Annotated in this window: 15 protein-coding genes; 12 read left to right on the forward strand and 3 right to left on the reverse strand. The window is 68.2% G+C overall.

Features of this window, described 5'->3' with window-relative positions:
* Nucleotides 1-2,214: alpha-L-rhamnosidase (locus B0W88_RS03930; RefSeq protein ID WP_077033352.1), on the forward strand; the 2,214-nt coding region annotated here is incomplete at its 5' end.
* Between the two features lie 92 nt (nucleotides 2,215-2,306).
* Here B0W88_RS03930 and B0W88_RS03935 read toward each other — a convergent pair.
* From B0W88_RS03935 to B0W88_RS03945, 3 genes are all read right to left on the reverse strand, one after another.
* A complete protein-coding gene (locus tag B0W88_RS03935) occupies nucleotides 2,307-2,654 on the reverse strand; it encodes a MarR family transcriptional regulator (RefSeq protein WP_077033353.1) in 348 nt (115 codons plus the stop codon).
* A 71-nt stretch (nucleotides 2,655-2,725) separates the two neighbouring features.
* Nucleotides 2,726-3,706, reverse strand: coding sequence for a PDR/VanB family oxidoreductase (locus B0W88_RS03940; RefSeq protein ID WP_077033354.1), 981 nt, complete (start codon nucleotides 3,704-3,706; stop codon nucleotides 2,726-2,728).
* 15 nt (nucleotides 3,707-3,721) lie between these two features.
* Nucleotides 3,722-4,426: a TetR/AcrR family transcriptional regulator gene (locus B0W88_RS03945; RefSeq protein ID WP_144006590.1), complete on the reverse strand. Its 705-nt coding sequence runs from the start codon at nucleotides 4,424-4,426 to the stop codon at nucleotides 3,722-3,724.
* A 91-nt stretch (nucleotides 4,427-4,517) separates the two neighbouring features.
* Between B0W88_RS03945 and B0W88_RS32515 the strand changes: the two genes are divergently transcribed.
* From B0W88_RS32515 to B0W88_RS04005, 11 genes are all read left to right on the forward strand, one after another.
* Nucleotides 4,518-5,492: a heme-binding protein gene (locus tag B0W88_RS32515; RefSeq protein WP_083748563.1), complete on the forward strand. Its 975-nt coding sequence runs from the start codon at nucleotides 4,518-4,520 to the stop codon at nucleotides 5,490-5,492.
* 31 nt (nucleotides 5,493-5,523) lie between these two features.
* A complete protein-coding gene (locus B0W88_RS03960) occupies nucleotides 5,524-6,723 on the forward strand; it encodes a Rieske 2Fe-2S domain-containing protein (RefSeq protein WP_077033356.1) in 1,200 nt (399 codons plus the stop codon).
* A 40-nt stretch (nucleotides 6,724-6,763) separates the two neighbouring features.
* On the forward strand, nucleotides 6,764-7,153 hold the full coding sequence (locus tag B0W88_RS03965) for a YciI family protein (protein ID WP_077033357.1): 390 nt from the start codon (nucleotides 6,764-6,766) through the stop codon (nucleotides 7,151-7,153).
* Between the two features lie 142 nt (nucleotides 7,154-7,295).
* Entirely contained in the window at nucleotides 7,296-8,057 is a 762-nt protein-coding gene (locus B0W88_RS03970; protein WP_144006591.1) for an SDR family NAD(P)-dependent oxidoreductase, read from the forward strand.
* A gap of 12 nt (nucleotides 8,058-8,069) precedes the next feature.
* Nucleotides 8,070-9,719: a (2,3-dihydroxybenzoyl)adenylate synthase gene (locus B0W88_RS03975; RefSeq protein ID WP_077033359.1), complete on the forward strand. Its 1,650-nt coding sequence runs from the start codon at nucleotides 8,070-8,072 to the stop codon at nucleotides 9,717-9,719.
* Nucleotides 9,720-9,745: 26 nt separating this feature from the next.
* A complete protein-coding gene (locus tag B0W88_RS03980; RefSeq protein ID WP_077033360.1) occupies nucleotides 9,746-10,588 on the forward strand; it encodes an amidohydrolase family protein in 843 nt (280 codons plus the stop codon).
* A complete protein-coding gene (pcaF, locus tag B0W88_RS03985; RefSeq protein WP_077033361.1) occupies nucleotides 10,588-11,796 on the forward strand; it encodes a 3-oxoadipyl-CoA thiolase in 1,209 nt (402 codons plus the stop codon). Before B0W88_RS03980 ends, pcaF begins: the two co-directional genes overlap by 1 nt.
* Nucleotides 11,793-12,614: a crotonase/enoyl-CoA hydratase family protein gene (locus tag B0W88_RS03990; RefSeq protein ID WP_077033362.1), complete on the forward strand. Its 822-nt coding sequence runs from the start codon at nucleotides 11,793-11,795 to the stop codon at nucleotides 12,612-12,614. The genes pcaF and B0W88_RS03990 overlap by 4 nt, the downstream gene beginning before the upstream one ends.
* Before the next feature lie 73 nt (nucleotides 12,615-12,687).
* The gene (locus B0W88_RS03995; RefSeq protein WP_077033363.1) at nucleotides 12,688-13,458 is read left to right on the forward strand and encodes an enoyl-CoA hydratase-related protein; all 771 of its coding nucleotides are present in this window, start codon (nucleotides 12,688-12,690) and stop codon (nucleotides 13,456-13,458) included.
* A 123-nt stretch (nucleotides 13,459-13,581) separates the two neighbouring features.
* Complete coding sequence (locus tag B0W88_RS04000; protein WP_077033364.1) at nucleotides 13,582-15,252, forward strand: DUF1302 domain-containing protein; 1,671 nt, start codon at nucleotides 13,582-13,584, stop codon at nucleotides 15,250-15,252.
* Between the two features lie 26 nt (nucleotides 15,253-15,278).
* Nucleotides 15,279-16,652: a DUF1329 domain-containing protein gene (locus B0W88_RS04005; protein WP_077033365.1), complete on the forward strand. Its 1,374-nt coding sequence runs from the start codon at nucleotides 15,279-15,281 to the stop codon at nucleotides 16,650-16,652.
* Nucleotides 16,653-16,657 lie beyond the last annotated feature (5 nt).

Below are 16,657 nucleotides of genomic sequence, written 5' to 3' on the forward strand. Positions count from 1 at the left end.
CCGGCCGAGCCGATCGACTGGCTGCCCACGCCGGCCCAGGGCGCGCGCCTGCTGCGGCGCAGCTTCCGGCTGGACGCGGGCCTGCCGGCCGCGGCGACGCTGAGCATCACTGCGCTGGGCGGCTATGAGGCCGAGCTGAACGGCGCACGCGTCGGCGATGCGCTGCTGACGCCCGAGAACAGCGACTTCCGCCACCGACTGCTGCTGCAGGACTACGATGTCACCAGCCAGTTACATGCTGGCGAGAACGTACTCGGCGTCATGGTCGGCGACGGCTTCTACGCCAGCGAGGCGATCGGCCGCGGCCGCTATCCCTTCGGCTCGGCACCGCGCCGGCTGTGGGCGCGGCTGGAGATGCGCTTCGCCGACGGCAGCTGCCAGACGGTCTGCACCGACGCGCATTGGCGCGAGGCCCCGGCGCCGGTGCTGTTCGCGGAGATCTATCACGGGGAGACCCATGACGCGCGGCTCGAACAGGCGGGCTGGTCCGCCGCCGGCTTCGACGACAGTGGCTGGGAACCTGCCCGTGCCGCGCCCACGCCGCCTTGCTCGCTCCAGCCGCAGGAGAGCCCGCCGATCCGCGCCGTGATGCACCTTCCGCCGCGCGGCATCACGCGGCTGGCCAACGGCGAGCACCTGCTCGACTTCGGCCAGAACTTCGCCGGCTGGTGTCGCATCCGGGTGCGCGGCGAGGCGGGCCGCACCGTCACCCTGCGTTTCGCCGAGATCCTCGGCGAGGACGGCCAGGTGGACATGCGCAACCTGCGCGCCGCCCGCTGCACCGACCGCTACACGCTGCGCGGCGACCCGGCCGGCGAAAGCTGGGAGCCGCGCTTCACTTACCACGGCTTCCGCTACGTGCAGGTCTCGGGCTGGCCCGGCGAGCTGGCGGCGCAGGACGTGCAGGGCGTGGTCGTCCACAGCGACCTCGCGGTCACCGGCCGCTTCGAGAGCAGCCAGCCGCTGCTGCAGGGCCTGTGGCACAACACGATGTGGAGCCAGCGCAGCAACTTCGTCGGCCTGCCCACCGACTGCCCGCAGCGCGACGAACGCCTTGGCTGGACCGGCGATGCCCAGGTGTTCTGGCCCACCGCGGCCTTCAACATGGACGTGCGCGGCTTCACGCGCCGCTTCCTGGCCGACCTGCGCGCCAGCCAGCGCGCCGACGGCGCCTATGCCGACACCAACCCGCCCGCGCTGCCGGCCTACGGCGCGCACGGCTGGAGCGATGCCGGCGTGGTGCTGCCGCACACCGTCTGGCAGCACTATGGCGAGACCACGCTGATCGACGAGCACTGGGACTCGATGGAGCGCTGGATGGCCTGGATCGCCGAGCCCAATGCCGAGGGCCTGTGGCGTGCGCGGCGCGAGGTGGACTTCGGCGACTGGCTCTCGCTCGATGCGGTCAGCCTGATGGACGAGACCACGCCCAAGCTGCTGACGGCCACCGCCTGCTGGGGCCGCATGCTGGGCATGATGGCGGGCATGGCCGCGGCGACCGGGCGGACTCGGCGCGCCGAGCACTTCGAGGCCTGGCACGCGCGGGTGGCGCAGGCCTTCGAGCGCGAGTTCATCGCGCCCGACGGCCGCATCGGCAACGGCAGCCACACCGGCTACATCCTCCCGCTGGCCTTCGGCCTGGTGCCGCCGGCGCTGCGCCGGGCGGCCGCCGACCACCTGGCCGACGCGATCCGTGCCCGCGGCACGCTGCTGACCACCGGCTTCCTCGGCACGCCGTTCAGCCTCGACGTGCTGGCCGAGCACGGCCACGCGGACCTGGCCGTGGACCTGCTGCTGCGCACCGAGTTCCCGAGTTGGGGCTATATGGTCGAGCGCGGCGCCACGACGATCTGGGAACGCTGGAACGGCGATACCGGCGACGTGGCGATGAACTCCTACAACCACTACGCGCTGGGCGCCGTCACCGGCTTCCTCTATCGCAGGATCGCCGGTTTCCAGGCCATCGATCCCGGGTTCAGGACCTTGCTGTGCCGCCCGCTGATGGACGTCCGACTGGGCGCAGGCACCGCTCACCTCGACACGGTCCAGGGGCGTATCGAGTCACGCTGGGGTGTGGGCCCCGCCGGGCAGCCGTGGTTCGAACTCGATCTGCCGGCGGGCGTCACAGCGTCCGTCACCTGTCCGGGGCGCCAGCCGGTAACGGTCGCCTCCGGCCGCCATCATTTCGGCAGCGAGGCCGGTGCGTGCAGCTGAATGCCGGTCTCGAGAGTTCTGGTCGCTGAAGCCGTTTGGCCCGCTTTGCCCCGTAGGCGACATCGCTTCTGCCGAAATGCGGCGCGGGCGAATCAAGGAGGGTTTCCGGCCAGTTTGAACAGCAGGGCCCGGATTCTGATTTCACCCGCCACCGTCAATGTGATGTCGACGCGGCGGCGATCCTCGCAGCCGTGCAGGCGAGTCACCCACCCGCAAACCTCGAGCTGATTGCAGATCAGCGTGACGTTGCTGCGCGTCCTGCGGATAGCGACAGACAACTCCGACGGCGTCGCCCGGTTCTCCGCGCATTCGAAGAGGCTCGCCATGACAAGGAACTGGTTGTACGAGACACCTGCTTCCTGGAGTGCCTCGTGCATCAGCACCGAATACTCGAGGTGCGGACGCGCGGCGCCAGCCTGTACGAAGGGAACGTCATTCACGATGGCGCCCCTGGTTTCAGTGAGACCCGCGTTCCGTCTTGACCCCGACGAGCATGCGACTCATTGGAAGCTCACAGGTCCAGGACGAGCATCCTGCACCCAGGCTGGGCGCGCGATACGCAGGGCGTGAACTGGTCGTTCCTGGCCCGTTCCGCGTCGGTCAGGAACACGTCGCGGTGGTCGATGTTGCCTTCGAGCACGCGGGTGAGACAGGTGCCGCAAACGCCCTGTTCGCAGGAAATGGCCACGCTCACGCCGTGGGCCTCCATCACTTGGGTGACGGCCTGGTCTTTCTGCACCATCAGCACCGCACCCGTGCTGGCGATCTTGATCTGGAAACCATCGTCAGCGGAGGTGTCGACTGCTGCAGCGGCGAAGTACTCGCGGTGGATGTTGCCTTCCGCCCAGCCAAGTTCCCTGGCGGTGCCGATGACCCAGTCCATGAATCCCTGGGGGCCGCAGACGAACAGGTGCTTGCCGGTCTCCGGGAAGCCCAGCGTGACGCGGGCGTCAAGCTTCTGCTCGGGCGAGCCGTTGTCATGGTGATAGCTCACACGCTCCGCGAACGACGAGGCGGCGATGCGGGGTTGGAAGGCGGTACACGCGGGTTCGCGCGTGCAGTAGTGCATTTCGAACTGCGCATGGGTCTGCGCCAGGCGCTCGGCCATGCACAGGATCGGGGTGATGCCGATACCGCCGCCCAGCAGGATCGCATGCTCGGTGGGCACGAGCTGGAAGTGGTTGCGTGGCTCGCTGATCTGCAGCACGTCGCCTTGCTCGAGCTGTTCGTGCACGGCGGCAGAGCCGCCACGGGAGTTGGGGTCGCGCAGCACGGCCACGAGATAGCGCTGGCGCTCGTCGGGGGCATTGCACAGCGAGTACTGCCGCACCAGGCCATTGGGCAGATGCAGGTCGATGTGCGCGCCAGCGGAGAAGGCGGGCAGTTGGCGGCCGTCGGCAGCGACGAGTTCGAGGCTGCAGATGCCTTGGGCCTCGATGCGCTTGTTGAGCACGCGGACCGTCAGCAAGGAAGGGGTTGCAGAGTCTGGCATGGAAGATGAAAGGCGTTACAAGGCAAGCCGCTGGACGGGGATTTCCAGCAGGAAGCGCAGCCGGTCCAGGCCCAGTTGCGGGTCCGTCAACTCGGCGTTGAACCACTCGTGGATCGCGTGGATGTAGAGCGAGAAGAACAGCTCCGAGGCCTGGGCGGAATCGAAGTCAGTCCGCATGCGCCGCAGTTCCTTGGCGCGATCGATCCATTCGATCAGGCAGCGGCGCATCACTTCACGGCGGGCCAGGATCATCTGTGCGTGGGGACTGCTCCTCAGGCTCACCAGAGGCAGGACGATGCGACTGAGTTCGGGCTTCGAGGCCCAGAACTTGAAGCTCACCGAGAACTCGTCCATCAATTGATCGAGCAAGGGCCGGTCTGCCTTGATCGGCCCCACGAAAAGCGGCGGCAGCTGAACCAGGTCGTCGACGAAGAGCATGACGGCCAGGCCCGCCTTGTCGGAGGCATAGGCCGCCACCGTGCCGAAACCCACATCAGCCACCCGCGCGACCTCGCTCATCCGCGTCGAGTGGTAGCCGTGCGTCTCGAACAGATGACGCGCCGCGCGTTTGATCGCGTCCAGCTTCTCGGTCTTGCGTCGCTCGCGCAAGCCGGTGCCGGGTGTGGCGGAAGAAGAATTCGCCTTCATTTTTCGTACGACTCCTTTGTCTTTCCATGAGTCTAAATTGATTCGAATCGAAAAGATAGCCAGCGCATCCACACGCTTTTATAGGGTTATCACTCGTCCTTTTACTCTTGACCATAATTTCGATTCGAATCAAAAATGATGTGCATCGAGACAAGGAAGCGACATGACACGGGACGACCTGATCACCTTGAACGAAGCGCGCGCCCTGCTGGCGCGAGCCGTGGCCAAGACGGAGGCCTTGCGGCAATCGGGGTGCTTCGTCGTCGCTGACCTGTCCGGCGAGCCCGTCGCGGTTCGCCGCATGGATGCCACCGGTGGTGCCGCCTTGGACATCGTGCGCGGCAAGGCTCTCGGCGCGGCCCTGCTCAGCGAGGCCAGCTCCAGCTTCGCCGCTCGCGTGCTGAAATTCCCGCCGCAGATCTTTGCCGCCTACCAGCAACTGATGCGCGGCCAGGCTTTCCCGGGTGCCGGCGCTGTCCCGCTGCTGCGCGGGAAGACCGCCATCGGTGCCATCTCGTCCGGCGTGCGCATCGGGCCTTTCGTCAAGCTGCCCGGCGTGAGCCCCGAGGACCTGCTGGTCGACGGCCAGCCCGCCAACCTGGAAGACCTGATCATCAGTTACGCCGTCGGCGGCCCCTACCGCCCCGAGCACGGCGACGACATGGCGCGCTGGAAGGAAGCGTATGGCGCCGAGCCCGATGCATCGCTGAAGGGCCATGGCCTGCGCGAAGTGCCGCCAGCGATGCTGCAGCCGGTGCTCGACAGCGCGATGGCGCTGGCCGACCGCGTGATCGCCCGCGCCACCGCGCAAGGCGACGCCGTGACCGTGGTCGTGGCCGATCGATATGGCCATGTGCTCACGATCGACCGGATGGACGGCGCCCCGCCCGCAGCGGTGAAGCTCGCCGAAGGCGTGGCCCTGGCAGCCGCGTCGCTGCAGACCCGCAGCGCAGACCTGGCCGGTGCCAGGCCGCCCATTCCCGCCGATGTCCTTCGCAGCATCGGCCGGCACCTGCTGCCCTTGGCAGGGGGCAGCCCTATTTTTTTCAACGGCCAGTGCATCGGCGCCGTGGGCGTGGCCGGGCGCGACCCCGAGCGTGCGCAGCGCCTGGCCGATGAAGCCGCCCTTGCGCGATGAACTGAAGTGACTTGACCGACCCAGAGGAGCAATGATGGTTTTGAATGACGAGAACGTGACGGGCCTGCCCGACGATGCCACTGTCGACTACGTGAGGACGGGCCCGGGCAGCTTGGCGGGTACGTACATGCGCAGGTTCTGGCAGCCGGTGTTTGTCGCGCGCAAGCTTGAGGCCGGGCGTGCCGTGCCGCTGGTGATCATGAACCAGAAGCTGGCCCTGTACCGAAGCCAGGAGGGCAAGGTCCACTGCGTGGACAACCGCTGCGCTCACCGTGGCGTGATGCTGAGCACCGGCTGGGTCGAGGGCGACAACATCCGCTGCGCGTACCACGGCTGGGCCTACGACGGCACGGGCCAATGCGTGGAGCAGCCGCTGGAAGGCCGGGGCTTCGCGAAGAACATCAAGATCGGCGGCTATCCGACGCGCGAGTACCTCGGGCTGATCTTCGTCTACCTGGGCGAAGGCGATCCGCCCGAGTTCCCGCGCTTCCCGGAATGGGAAAAGGCCAAGCTGAACGTCGGCATCATCGATGTCAGGCCCTGCAACTACTTCCAGAACATCGAGAACTACCAGGACGAGGGCCACATCTGGTTCACGCACCGGGGCTCAGCGCTGGAGGCCCTGCAACTGGACAAGCTGCCGAAGCTGTCGGTCGAGCGCACCTCCTGGGGGCTGCGCAATGTGGCCGTCACGCCGGATGGCCGGCGTCGCGAGGTGCTCTTCGGCATGCCCAATGTCGGCGCCTTCCTCGTGGAGCCCCACAACACCAAGCGGGCCGGCGAGGAGCACTACAAGGCCAAGGAAACCGCCTGGCACCATTTCGCCGGCTGGCGCGTTCCCGTGGACGACCACAGCCACCTGCAGGTCCACACGATCGGCGTCTTCCTCGACGAGGAGCCCAGCCCGGAAGTCATCAAGCGCTGGCACGACTTCACCGAGGCCGATGAAGTCGGCCACGACATCGCCCGCAAGATCCTCAAGGGCAAGCTGCACTTCGACGACATCCCGAAGCTGTCGAACCACGTGCCGATGGTGCAGGACGAAGTCGTCCAGGTGGGCCAGGGAATCATCCCGGATCGTCGCAAGGGCATCGAATTCCTCGGGGCCTCCGACGTCGGCATCGTCGCGCTGCGCAAGCTGTGGGTGGAGGAGCTGACCGCGCTGAAGGAAGGCCGCCCGCTGCGCGAATGGCATCGCCCGGAAGGCCTGGTGCCGGCCGCCGGCGGCTGAGCGACATCCCCTCATCTTCTCGGAATCCGCAGGAAACACTATGACGATCAAAGTCACGAAGGACCAGGTGCTGGAAGCCAGCAAGGGCATGCTGCAGAAGCAGTTCTACATGGTGCACAGCACGCCGACCCAGGGCATGGGCCCGGTCATGGAGAACCTGGCCGTCCATCTCGACCATCAGTGCGAGATGGAACGCACCGGGGTGATGCTGGCCGCCGGCCCGCACTGGACCGATGACGAAAGCGAATGGCTGGGCGAAGGCACCTTCGTGATCCGTGCCCGCTCGCTAGCCGAGGCCAGGGAGATCGCCGCCAAGGACCCGATGCACGCGGCCGGCGCCCGCAGCTTCAAGGTGCGGCCCTGGCTGATCAACGAGGGCGGCTTGACCGTGCGCCTCAGCTTCTCGGACGGCAAGTTCACGCTCGAGTGAACGAGCACTGAAGGGCGCGGCACTTCCCGAGCGTCGTCCCGGCCGGCCCTGTTTCCTGACAACGAACACGCCCCGCGAAGGGTGGGGCTGGGCCGCGCCTTTCACCAAACGTTCAAACGCATTTTTTGTTGGAGAGTTTCAAGTGGCAAATCAGAAGAAGGCCATGGTGACCGGCGGCGGCACCGGCATCGGTCGCAGTGCGGTGCTGGCGCTGGCCAGGGCCGGGTATGACGTCGCGATCGTCTATGCATCGAGCGCCAAGGCCGCTCGCGAGGTCGCAGCCGAAGCCGAGGCCTTCGGCGCGAAGACGCTGGTCCTGCAATGCGACGTCAGCGACGACGCCGCGGTCCGCCAGACCGTGGCGGCCGTCGGCGAGGCTTTCGGCCACCTCGATGCGCTGGTCAACAACGCCGGCACCACCGCGACCTGGAAGGTGAAGGACCTCGAAAGCCTGGACATGGCCGAATGGGACCGCACCTTCGCCGTCAATGTGCGCGGCACCTTCCAGGTCACGCGCGCCGCGGTGCCGCTGCTGAAGAAGGGCACGGCACCGGCGGTGGTCAACACGGCCAGCATCGTCGGCTTGCGCCCCGGCCCGCAGCCGCTGCCTTACGCCGCCAGCAAGGCGGCCGTCGTCAACCTCACCAAGACGCTGGCCTGGAACCTCGGCCCCGACATCCGCGTGAACGCCGTGGCGCCGGGCTGGATGGAAGGCGAGTGGATGGAGCGGATGCTGGGCGACAAGTACGAGGACCTGATGGGCAAGCGCGCGAAGACGACGCCGCTGCGCCGCTGCGTCACCGCCGACGACGTGGCCGAGACCATGCTCAACCTGCTCCAGGCCAACCGCTTCGTCACCGGCGAGATCGTCGTGATCGACGGCGGCTTCACCAGCTCGACCTGAGGACCAGCCATCATGCTCGAAGGTTTCGTTCCCTTCCCCGCCGCATTCGCGCAGCGCTACCGCGCGCTGGGCTACTGGCAGGACCGCCCGCTGGCCCAGGAGTTCGCGGCCGTGTTCCGCCGCTTCTCCGAGCGCACCGCGCTGATCGACGGCGCGCGCCGCTACAGCTACGCCGATCTCGACCACCACAGCAGCAATCTCGCGCTGAACCTGCTGGAGCTGGGCCTGGCGCCGCTGGACCGCGTGATCCCGACGCTGCCCAATGTGGCCGAGTTCGTCATCCTGTACCTGGCGCTGCAGAAGATCGGCTGCATTCCGATCGCCGCACTGGTGACGCACCGCTTCGCCGAGATCAACCAGTTCGCCCGGCTGTCGAAGGCCCGTTGCGCGGTCTATCCGGAATCAAGCGGCGACTTCCGCTTCGGCCCCGTGCTGGACCGCGTGCAGGCTGAGAACCCGGCGCTGCAGCTGCGCCTGGTGCTGGGCACGCCCGGGCCCGGCGAGCATTCGCTGGTCGAGCTGATCGAGCGGCCGGCGCGGCTGCCGGCTTCCGCGCTGGACGATGTCCACATCGATCCGGCCGACCCGTGCATCTTCCAGCTCTCCGGCGGCACCACCGGCATTCCCAAGCTGATCCCGCGGACGAACAACGACTACGCCTACAACTCCAAGGTCGCGGCCGATGTGGCGGGCGTGGACGTGGGCTCGGTGCTGCTGCTGGTCCTGCCCATCGCCCACAACCTGCCGCTGGCGTGCCCGGGCATCCAGGGCTTCCTGTTCAAGGGCGCGACCGTGGTGCTGCATGGGAGCACGCGGCCGGAGGAGATGTTCCGCCTGATCGAGACGCATCGCGTGACGCACCTGAAGGTCGTTCCCGCGCTGCTGATCCGGTTGATCAACGATCCGACGATCAGCGGCTTCGACCTCGGCTCGGTGCGCCAGATCCAGAGCGGCGGCCAGCGCATGCAACCCGAGGTGCGGCTGCGCACCCGCGAGCTGTTCCACAACGCCTTCGTCCAGGAGAACTTCGGCATGAGCGAAGGCCTGCTGATGTTCGTGCGGCGCGGTGATCCGGAAGCCGTGCTGCTGGAAACCTGCGGCCGGCCCGTGTGCGCCGACGACGAGATCAGGCTGCTCGACGACGAAGGCCATGAAGTCGCCGAAGGCGAGGTGGGCGAGCTGGCCTGCCGCGGCCCGTACACCCTGCGCGGCTACTACGGCGTGCCCGAGTACAACGCCCGCCAGTTCACGCCGGACGGCTTCTACCGCTCGGGCGACCTGATGCGCCGCCACCCGTCGGGCAACTATGTGGTCGAAGGCCGCAAGAAGGACCTGATCAACCGCGGCGGCGAAAAGATCAGCGCGGAAGAGGTGGAGAACCTGATCCTGATGCACCCCGCGGTGCAGAACGTGGCCTGCGTGCCCTATCCCGACGAACGGCTGGGCGAAAAGATGTGCGCCTGCGTGATTCTGAAGACGGGCCAGTCGCTCACGCTCGAACAACTCGCTGCCTTCCTGCAGCTGCAGGAGATCGCCCGCTTCAAGTTGCCGGAACGGCTGGAAGTGCTGCGCGACTTCCCGGTCTCCACCTTCGGCAAGGTGTCCAAGAAGGCCCTGGGCGAGAGCGTGGCCGCCAAGGTCGCCACCCAGGCCACGGCCTGAACCGCATCAACGCAAGAGACACATCCATGCGCATCATCGATCTGCATTGCTATCCCGGCACCCAGACCTGGATTGACTCACAAGGCCCCTACCCCGAGGCCCTGGCCACCTACTGGAAACGCGACTGGGTCGCGAAGTCCGAGGACGAGGTGATCGCCGAGTTCACGACGGCCGGCGTCGAGGCCTGCCTGGTGGCCCTGGACCTCGAGACCACCGTGGCCACGCCGCCCTGCACCAACGAGTACGTGCATGCGATGTGGAAGCGCCACCCCGAGCGCATCCTGAACTGCTGGGGCGCCGTCGAGCCGGCCAAGGGCGAGATCGCGATCCGTCAGGTGCGCAAGGCCGTGCGGGAGCTGGGCTTCATCGGCTTCCACTTCCATCCGATCATGCAGCACTTCGCCGTCAACGACAGGCGCTACTACCCGCTGTTCGAGGAGATCAACGCCCTCGGTGCCGCGGTGATGGTGGACGTGGGCACCACCGGCATGGGCGCCGGCATGCCCGGCGGCCACGGCGCCCGCGTGCGGCATGCGCATCCCGCGCACATCGACGATCTGGCGGCGGACTTCCCGAATCTCAAGATCATCATGGCCCACCCCGGCTGGCCCTGGGTGGACGAGACCACCGCCGTCGCGCTGCACAAGGGCAATGTGTACTGGGAGATGTCGGGTTGGGCGCCCAAGTACTTCCCGGGCAACCTGAAGGTCGACATCCGCGGCCGCCTGCAGGACAAGATCATGTTCGGCAGCGACTACCCGAGCCTGCCCTATGAACGCATCTTGCGCGAGTGGTCGGAGCTGGGCTATTCGGATGCGGTGATGGAGAAGGTCATGCACGGCAATGCCGAGCGTGTCCTGGGCCTGTGATGAACCACGCGTTCATCTGCGACGGCGTCCGCACGCCCATCGGGCGCTACGGCGGGCTGCTCTCGTCGGTCCGGACCGATGACCTCGGCGCCCTGCCGATCCGTGCCCTGATGCAGCGGCATGCGAGCCTGGACTGGGAGCGCCTCGAGGAAGTCACCCTCGGCTGCGTCAACCAGGCGGGGGAAGACAACCGCAACGTGGCGCGCATGAGCGCGCTGCTCGCCGGCCTGCCGGTGACGGTGGCGGCAGCGACCGTCAACCGCCTCTGCGGCTCCGGCCTCGACGCCGTGGCCAGCGCGGCGCGGGGCATCGCCGCCGGCCAGCTCGATCTGGCGATGGCCGGCGGTGTCGAGAGCATGTCGCGTGCGCCCTTCGTGAGTCCCAAGGCCAGCACGCCGTTCTCACGCCAGGCCGAGGTTTATGACTCGACCATCGGCTGGCGTTTCATCAACCCTCAAATGGTGCTGTTGCACGGCGTGGACGCCATGGGCGAGACGGCGGAGAACGTCGCGCAGGAACACGGCATCTCGCGGCAGGACCAGGACGCCTTCGCGCTGCGCAGCCAGCAGCGCTGGGTGCGGGCCGCCGCCGCCGGCCTGTTCGACGAGGAGATCCTGCCGGTCCAGGTCCCCGGTGCGAACAAGGGCGAGCTGCGTGAGATGCGGCAGGACGAGCATCCCCGCCCCGGCACCACGGCAGAAGCCCTCGCCGCCCTGAAGCCGGCCTTCCGCGCCGGCGGCAGCGTCACCGCGGGCAACTCGGCCGGTGTCAACGACGGCGCCGCCGCGCTGCTGCTGGCCAGCGAAGGCGCGGTAGCACGCCTGGGCCTGAAGCCGCTGGGCCGCGTGATCGGTGTGGCCACCGCGGGCGTGGCGCCGCGTGTGATGGGCATCGGCCCGGTGCCCGCCACGCGCAAGCTGCTGGCGCAGACCGGCCTGTCGATCGGCGACTTCGATGTCGTCGAACTGAACGAGGCCTTCGCGGCGCAAGGCCTGGCCGTGCTGCGCGCGCTCGGGCTGCCGGACGACGGCGAGCACATCAACCCGAACGGCGGCGCCATCGCCCTGGGCCATCCGCTGGGCATGTCGGGCGCGCGGCTGGTGCTGACGGCGCTGCTGCAGTTGCGCCGCACCGGTGGCAGGCGGGCGCTGTGCACGATGTGCGTCGGCGTGGGCCAGGGCATTGCGCTGGCGGTGGAGCGGGTATGAAGACAGCACTCCCCCCTCCCCTGCTGCTCGAGCAGATCGGCGCGGTCGCGGTGCTCACGCTGAACCGGCCCGAGACCCGCAATGCCTTGAGCGGCGAAGACCTGTTCAGTGCCTTCGAGCAGTGCTTCGAGCGCTTGAACGGCGACCTCTCCGTCGGTGCCATCGTGCTGACCGGCGCGGGCAGTGCCTTCTGCTCCGGCGGCAACGTCGCGGAGATGCGCGACCGCGCGGGCATGTTCGCTGGATCGCCGGCGGAGATCGCCGCCGCCTACCGCCGCGGCATCCAGCGGATTCCGCGCGCCTTCCACAAGCTCGACGTGCCCATCATCGCCGCCGTCAACGGCCCCGCCATCGGTGCCGGCAACGATCTCGCGTGCATGTGCGACATCCGCATCGCGGCCGACACCGCGAGCTTCGCGGAGAGCTTCGTCAAGGTGGGCATCGTGCCGGGCGATGGCGGCTGCTGGCTGCTGCCCCGCGTGGTCGGTGCGGCCAAAGCGGCCGAGCTTGCCTTCACCGGCGCTCTGATCTCGGCCGCCGAGGCGCAGGCCATCGGCCTGGTGTCGCGCGTGGTGCCGGCGAACGAGTTGCTGGACCAGGCGATGGCCCTGGCACGGCAGATCGCGGCCAACCCGCCGCAGGTGCTGCGCTGGACCAAGCAGCTGCTGCGCGAGGCGCGCCACAGCACGCTCGACCAGGCGCTCGAGGCCGCCGCGCAATTGCAAGGCCAGGCGCACCACACCGACGAGCACGCCGAGGCGGTCGAGGCCTTCTTCGAGAAGCGCACGCCGGTCTTCCAGCGGAGCCGGCCCTCATGAGCGCAGCGCAGGGCCGCCCCAAGCAAGCTCGCTCCCGCCTGGCGGGACAGGCCGTAGGCCGAAGGGTGCACCAATGACCGAGGCGGTGCTCATCGAGGAGCGTCCCGCAGCGGGCGTGGCCGTGCTGAGGCTGCACCGCCCGCAGGTGCTCAATGCGCTGAACCTGGCGCTGCGCCAGGCGCTGGCCGCGGCGGTCACGCAACTGGAGGCGGACCCGGCCGTCCGCGCCATCGTGCTGGCCGGCAGCGAACGCGCATTCTGCGCCGGTGCCGACCTGGGCGAATACCTGGCGGCCGAGCCGCTGGAGATCGTCCAGCGCCGCATGGACCGGCTGTGGGGCGCCATCGCGGCCTGCCGCAAGCCGGTGATCGCCGCCGTGCGCGGCCATGCGCTGGGCGGTGGCTGTGAGCTGGCGATGCATGCCGACATCGTCATCGCAGGCACCGGCGCGCGCTTCGGTCAACCCGAGGTCCTGATCGGCCTGATGCCGGGCGGCGGTGCCACCCAGCGCCTGACGCGCGCGGTGGGCAAGTTCCGTGCGATGCAGCTGCTGCTGACGGGCCAGCCGGTCTCGGGCACCGAGGCGGTGGCCATGGGCCTGGCCAGTGAAGTGGTGGCCGACGAGCAGGTCGAGGCACGCGCGCTCGAGATCGCCGGCCAGCTGGCCCGCGGCCCGCAACAGGCGATCGAGTTCATCAAGGAAGCCGTCATCGGCGGCATGAACCTGCCGCTCGACCAGGGGCTGCAGCTGGAGCGCAAGTCCTTCCAGCTGCTGTTCGCCAGCCCGGACAAGCGCACCGGCATCCAGGCCCGCCTGGACCGCCGCACGCCCAGCTTCGACTAGGAGTCCACCGGAAAGCACGCCCAAGAAGAACAGGCCTCCGCACGAGGTCCTTGCCACGGATTGATGAAGCAAAAACCGGCACCGGCGCCACACGCCGCAAGCCGGGAACCCACTGGAGACATCATGAAGACAGAAGCCACCCATCCCGGCAGCCATCGCCGCCCCCACAGGCGCAGCCGCCGCACGCTCATCGGTGCCGCAGGCCTGCTGATCTGGCCCGCGGCGCATGCCGATGAGGCGCCTGCCCCGCCGATCGAGCTGAACTGGAACACCAGCGTCAAGTACGCATCGGCCTACCGACTGAAGGACCGCGATCAGCGCCTGATCAGCGGCGGCTCCTCGGCTGCGGCGGACGACGGCGACCGCAACTTCGCCAAGGGCTTCGTCAGCCAACGCTTCGATGTCTTCTCCGAGGTGGACCTGCGCATGGGCAATGGCGGTGTGCGCGCCAGCGGTGCCGCCTGGTACGACGCCGTCTACAACCGCAGCAACGACAACGACTCGCCAGCCACCAGCCAGGGCGCGGGGCCGGCCCGCAACGAGTTCAACCGGGACACCGCCCGCCTGCATGGCCGCAAGGCAGAGCTGCTGGACGCCTTCGGCTTCTATTCGGGCGATGTGGGCGGACACGATGTCTCCGTCCGTCTGGGGCGCCATGCGCAGGTGTGGGGCGAGAGCCTGTTCTACGGCAACAACGGCATTGCCTACGCGATGGTGCCGATCGACGTGATCAAGGCGAGCTCGGTGCCGGGCACGCAGTTCCGCGAACTGATCCGTCCGGTCAACCAGATCTCCGGGCAGATCAACCTGAGCCCGTCCGTCGTCCTCGGCGCCTACTACCAGTTCAGCTGGGAGAAGACGCGGCTGGCGGGCGCAGGCAGCTACCTCTCGCCGGCCGACATGCTCGATGCCGGTGGCCAGCAACTGATGGTCATTCCGGCGTTCACGAGCAACGGCTTCAGCTACCCCGGCTTCGCCGCCCAGCGCACGGCGGACGACCGTCCGGGCAACGGCGGCCAGGGCGGCTTGCAATTGCGCTTCAGCGTGGCGGACTGGGGCACCGACTTCGGCCTCTACGCCGTGCGCTACGACGAGCGGGTCCCGCAGCTGATCCTGCAGACGCTGGGACCGACCGGCCTGAGGGCGCCCTCGCCCGCCATGGCCCCCAGCAGCTACCACCTGTACTACGGCCGGGGCGCGCGCGCCTTCGGCGCCTCGTTCAGCCAGGGGCTGGGCGAATCCAGCGTCGGCGGCGAGGTGTCGATACGCGACGGCGCCACCCTGGTCAACGACCCGGTGCAGGCCTTCGCCGGCCGCGCACCGGCGCGCGGCCGGAGCCTGCACGTCAACCTGTCGACGCTGACCAGCTTCGAGCCCAACTGGCTGAGCCAGGAGTCGAGCCTGGCCGGGGAGCTCGCGTGCAACCGCACCCTGTCGGTCAGCAACGGGCAGGCGGTGGCCGCCAACTCGACCCGTGATGCCTGCGGCGTGCGTGTGGTGTACGAGCTCAAGTACCGGCAGATCGCGCCGGGGCTGGACGTCGCGCTGCCGCTGTCCGTCAGCACCACGCACGGCGCCTCGTCGGCGGTCGTGAACTTCGGCGCCGACCGTTCGGGCGACGTTTCGCTGACGGCCAACTTCAACTATCTCGACAAGTGGCGCTTCGGCCTCGGCTACACGCATTTCTACGGCCCGGTGGGCACACCGCTGGACGCTCATGGCCAGAACTTCAGCTTCAGACAGGCGCTTGCCGACCGGGATTTCCTGTCGCTGACGCTGGCCACCACCTTCTGAACCTCCTGCCGTAGAGAGACCCGTCCATGAAGACCTGCTCCACTCCCCTGTCGCTGGCGCTGACGCTGGCATCCATCCTGGCGTCCACTGTGGCAACGGCACCGGCGCGCGCCGCGGTTTCGGAGGCCGAGGCCGCCAGGCTCGCCAGCGAACTGACCCCGCTGGGCGGCGAGCGCGCCGGCAACAAGGCCGGCACGATCCCGGCCTGGACCGGTGGCTATGCCGCCACTGCGGCGGCCCGGATCACAGGCCGCCGACCCGACCCCTTCGCGGCAGACAAGCCGCTGTACACCGTCACTGCGGCCAACGTGGCCGAGCACGCCCCGCAGCTGTCGGACGGCCTGAAGGCGATGTTCAAGAAGTACCCCGACTTCCGCTTGAACGTCTACCCGACGCGCCGCACCGCCAGCGCACCGGCCTATGTCTACGAGAACACCCGACTCAACGCGACCCGGGCCAGGCTGAACGCCGACGTGCTGAGCGGTGCCTTCGGCGGCATCCCCTTCCCGATCCCGAAGACCGGCGACGAGGCGATGTGGAACGCGGTGATGTTCTGGGGCGGTGCAGCCTACCGTTTCGATGCCAACGGCTACCTGGTCACCGCCACCGGATCGCCGGTGCTGACGGTCGACGTGAAGGGCGAACTCAATCGCCCCTACTACTACGAGGACGGCGACCGGGCCGCTTTCGAAAAGCAGGGCGGCGTGCATGCCGAGATCAAGGTCACCAACAGCGGCCCGCCGGTGCGCGTCGGCGAAGCCGTCATCAGCAAGCTCTACACCGATTCGAGCAAGGACGTGGCCTGGATGTACCTGACCGGCCAGCGTCGCGTGCGCAAGCTCCCCTCCGCGTGCTGCGACACGCCGACGCCGCAGACGGCCGGGGTGATGACCTTCGACGAGCAGTTCGTCTTCCGCGGCCGCCTCGAACGCTTCGACTGGAAGGTGATCGGCAAGCAGGAAATGCTGATCCCGTACAACGCCAACCGGCTCAATGTGCCCGAGCGCGACGCCGACGTGCTGGGCAAGAACTTCGTCAACCCCGATCACCTGCGCTGGGAACTGCATCGCGTGTGGGTGGTCGAGGGCACGCTGCGGGCCGGCCAGCGCCACACGATGCCGCGCAGCCGCTACTACCTCGATGAGGACACCTGGATTCCCGTGCTCGCCGACCGCTGGGACGCCCAGGGCAATCTGTGGCGCACCCTGGGCCAGTACCCGATCGTGCTGCCCGACGTGCCGGCCACCGCGCCGCTGACCTTCTACATGCACGACCTGGTGTCGGGCGCCTGGTATGTCAACGGGCTGATGAACGCCAAGGCGACGCCGATGGAGGTCGTGCCGAAGTTCAGCGACAGCAACTTCCAGCCGGACAGCCTGGCCGGCAAGTCCGTCCGCTAAACCAC

Origin of the sequence: Pelomonas sp. KK5, assembly GCF_001984095.1 — a bacterium.
Lineage (GTDB): Bacteria > Pseudomonadota > Gammaproteobacteria > Burkholderiales > Burkholderiaceae_C > KK5.